This is a genomic window from uncultured Faecalibacterium sp. (genome assembly GCF_900066275.1).
Taxonomy (GTDB): Bacteria; Bacillota; Clostridia; order Oscillospirales; family Ruminococcaceae; genus Faecalibacterium; species Faecalibacterium taiwanense.
In genome coordinates this window covers 14,361-17,837 of sequence record NZ_FMFG01000003.1, presented here as the reverse complement: position 1 = coordinate 17,837, position 3,477 = coordinate 14,361, and the positions used below count along the sequence as shown (strand labels likewise).

Below are 3,477 nucleotides of genomic sequence, written 5' to 3'. Positions count from 1 at the left end.
AAAGCGCCGGGCATCTTCCCGGCGGTGCGCACCGTTTTCCAGTACGCCCAGCGCAGCAAGATAGCCGGTGGAGACAAAGATCTCTTCCAGCAGCTGTTCTGCCGGGGCACTGCGGGCCATGCGCCGCAGTGCGGTGAGTCGGTCATAAAAGTCTTTCACCTTTCGGGTGAACGGCGTTTCATCATCATTCTGCACCACCTGCAGCACTGCGCCGTACAGACTCATGCGGGAAGCCCTTTTGCCCGTTTCCTTCGCGCCCTGTTCCTCCTGCGCCTTTTTCTGCATTGCGGCGCTCTGGGCACGCAGGCGTACAAGGTCGTCGTCCGTAAAGCCGAACATCGGCCCCAGCATGGCGGCGGCAAGGTAGATATCCTGCGCCGGGTTGTCGATGACCTTCAAAAGCGAGATCAGCGGCCGGATGTGCGCTGCTTCCATCAAGTTTTCGCGCGCATCCGCATACACCGGGATGCCCCGGGCCGTGAGCGCCTCCTCATAAGCGAGGAAGTCGCCGCGCGCCGCCAGCAGGATGCAGCAATCCTCGTACTGCACCGGGCGGGTGGAGCTGCCGTCCCGCACTGGTTCGCCGTTTTTCACCAGTTCTTCAACGCGCTGGGCGATCCACGCCGCGTCGGTCTCAGCGGTGTCGTCGGGCAGGAAGTGCGCTTCCACGCTGCCGGCGTATTCGCCGGGTGCACCGCACACCAGCCGCTGGCCGTCGCCATAGGCGGTATCGCCTAGCTGGGGTGTCATGAGCTGTTCAAAGATAAAGTTGATGCCTGCCACCACCTGCGGGGCGGAGCGGAAGTTCGCATCCAGCGCCAGCAGAGCGTTTCCGCCTGCCGTACCCTCCTCCGGGCGGGGGCGGGCAGTGCCGCTGGGCAGAGGGGCCCAGACATCCAGCTTCGTCCGGAAGATGCTGGGGTCGGCCTGCCGGAAGCGGTAGATGCTCTGTTTCAGGTCGCCTACCAGAAACAGGTCGTCCCCCGCCGGGGAAGCAAGGCAGCGGTAAATGGCATCCTGCAAAGCGTTCGTGTCCTGATATTCGTCCACCATCACGGCGGCATAGCTCTGCCGGATGCTCTGGCACAGCGGGGTGCACACGCCATCCGGTGTGCGCAGCAGCCGCAGGACCTGATGCTCAAAATCGCTGAATTCCAGCAGCTTGCGCTCCTTTTTCTTTGCCGAGAAGCGGGCATCAAAATCCCGCACGGCGGCAAACAGCGCCCGTAGCCGGGGCAGGGCCGCTCTGCGGTCCGCTTCGGCTTCCTCCTCGCTGCAGGAGACAAGCTCCGTAATGTGCTCAAACAGCTTGGCGGCTTCGTCTGCGCGGGTCCTGACCGCCGCCTTATGATCGCCGGTCAGCCGTTTTTTCATGCCCTTGAAGCCGGGTATCTCCTCCATGCCCAGCACATAGGGTGTCAGCTTATCGTACAGCGGTGTCCACTGCCCTGCCGCAGCCAGCCGTTCCACCTCGCCCAGCAGGGCGGCGGCGCTTTCCAGCCGGGAGAGCGGCTCTGCAAATTTATCGTTGACACCGGCCACGGCCTTTGCCTTGGAAGCAGCGGTCTTGCCTTTTTCCTCGGCCTGTGCCTGTGCAAGGACAAAATCTTCCTTACAGTCTGACAGTGCTGCCGTCAGCAGTTCCCGCGCGGCCTTTGCGCAGCGGGCCGCTTCCGCCAGCAGCAGGTCATGCCAGCAGGTAAAAGCAAAGCCGTTTTCCCGCTGCCATGGTGTCAGATATTCGTCCAGCCTGCGGTCGTAGTCCGGCAGAGCGCGCAGAAAATCGTACACATGCAGGATGGTATTGCCTGCGGCCTGATCGGTGCGGCCCTTTCCGTAAAGGTCTGCAAAGGCACAGAAGTCCGGGTCGCGGTAGGCATTTTCCAGCGTTTCGGCCAGCGCCGAAGCCCGCAGCACCTCCACGCTGCCTGGGTCTGCCGGGGCAAAATCCGGCGGGATGTCCAGTGCCTGAAAGTGCTTGTGCAGCAGGTCCAGACAGAACGCGTCAATGGTGCAGATGGGTGCGCGCTGCAAAAGCATCCGCTGGCGGCGCAGGCTCGTGTTGTGGGGCTGCTGCTGGCTGAGCCGCAGCAGTGCCTGCCCGATGCGTGCCCGCAGCTCTGCCGCCGCCGCATTGGTAAAGGTGACGATGAGCAGTTTGTCCGCATCCACCGGGTGGTCCGGATCGGTGATGAGCCGCACCGCGCGTTCGGTCAGCACGGCCGTTTTGCCGCTGCCCGCCGCTGCGCTCACCAGCAGCGCACCACCCCGGTCCTCAATAGCAGCGCGCTGGGCCGGAGTCCATTTGGGCTCACTCATGCCTGCTCACCTTCCTTTCCGTCGTCGGCTTCTTCCGGCTCAAAGGGCTTGGCCGGGGCTTCCAGTGCCCGTTCGCCGATGCCGGTCTCGTGGCAGCAGATAAAGCTGTAGTCGCACCAGACGCAGGGGTTCCTGCCCGCCCCGGCCACCAGCGGTTCCGCAGCGATCTGCCCATCGTAAAGCTGCTGGCCCATCTGGGTGACAAGATCATCCAGATGCAGCTGGATGCGGTTGAGCTTTGCAATATCGGCACGCTTATCCTTCTGGCTGGGGCTGGGTACACCGTTGCGGTAGCCAAAGGGCAGGTAGCGGCCCGTCTCATCCGCATCCATGGCATCGAACACCTTCTGCTCGTCCCTCACAAGGCCGTCCAGCTCGTACTGCACGTCCTGCTGTGCCTGCTGGCGGTTGGTGGTCTTGGGGGCCGGGTCTGCCAGCAGATACAGCACGCCTGCCGGTTCCGCACCGGTAAAGCGGCCGCTCTTATCCCGCGTCAGGCTGAACAGATACAAAAGCATCTGGCAGTCCAGCCCACAGTATACCTCTTTCAGGTTCAGTTTTTTGGTGCCGGTCTTATAGTCCACCACCCGCACCCAGCGGGTGCCGTTTTCCTCCACCCACTCGTCGGCACGATCCACCGTGCCCACCAGCTGCACGGTGCGCCCGTCCGAGAGATGATACACCTGCCCGGGCACGGCGTCCTCCCCGGAGCCGATGCGCAGCTCGCAGGCTGCCGGGTGGAAGCAGGACTGCTTCTGTTCGTCCCGCAGATAGCACAAAAGGCCGGTCATGCTCTTTTTGAGGCGGGAGAGCAGGTAGGCGAACCGGGCCGTATCCTCCGGCAGATAACGCTTTGCATATTCGTCCACCAGCAGGCCGGCAAGGCCTGCCATGGCATCATCGTCCAGCTCCAGAAATGGGGCCAGCCCGGCGCAGGGATTATCCGCATCCGGGTGCGGGTCCAGCGCCATCTGCAGCACCCAGTGCATCAGGGTGCCGCTCTGGTCGGCAGAAAGCTCGGCCCGTCTGCGGGGCTTCAGGCCCAGCACATACTGCAAAAAATAGCCATACCGGCAGGTATAGTATTTTTCCAGCTGGCTGGGCGAGATGCGCAGCCGCTGCCCCAGCAGGCCGCTCAGCGCAGACAGATCGTTCACC

2 protein-coding genes are annotated in these 3,477 nt (G+C 63.2%); both read right to left on the bottom strand.

What is annotated here, in order from left to right:
- Positions 1 to 2,319: UvrD-helicase domain-containing protein (locus QZL71_RS01820; RefSeq protein ID WP_294647498.1), on the bottom strand; the 2,319-nt coding region annotated here is incomplete at its 3' end.
- Positions 2,316 to 3,477: PD-(D/E)XK nuclease family protein (locus tag QZL71_RS01815; protein ID WP_294647496.1), on the bottom strand; the 1,162-nt coding region annotated here is incomplete at its 5' end. The genes QZL71_RS01820 and QZL71_RS01815, both read right to left, overlap by 4 nt.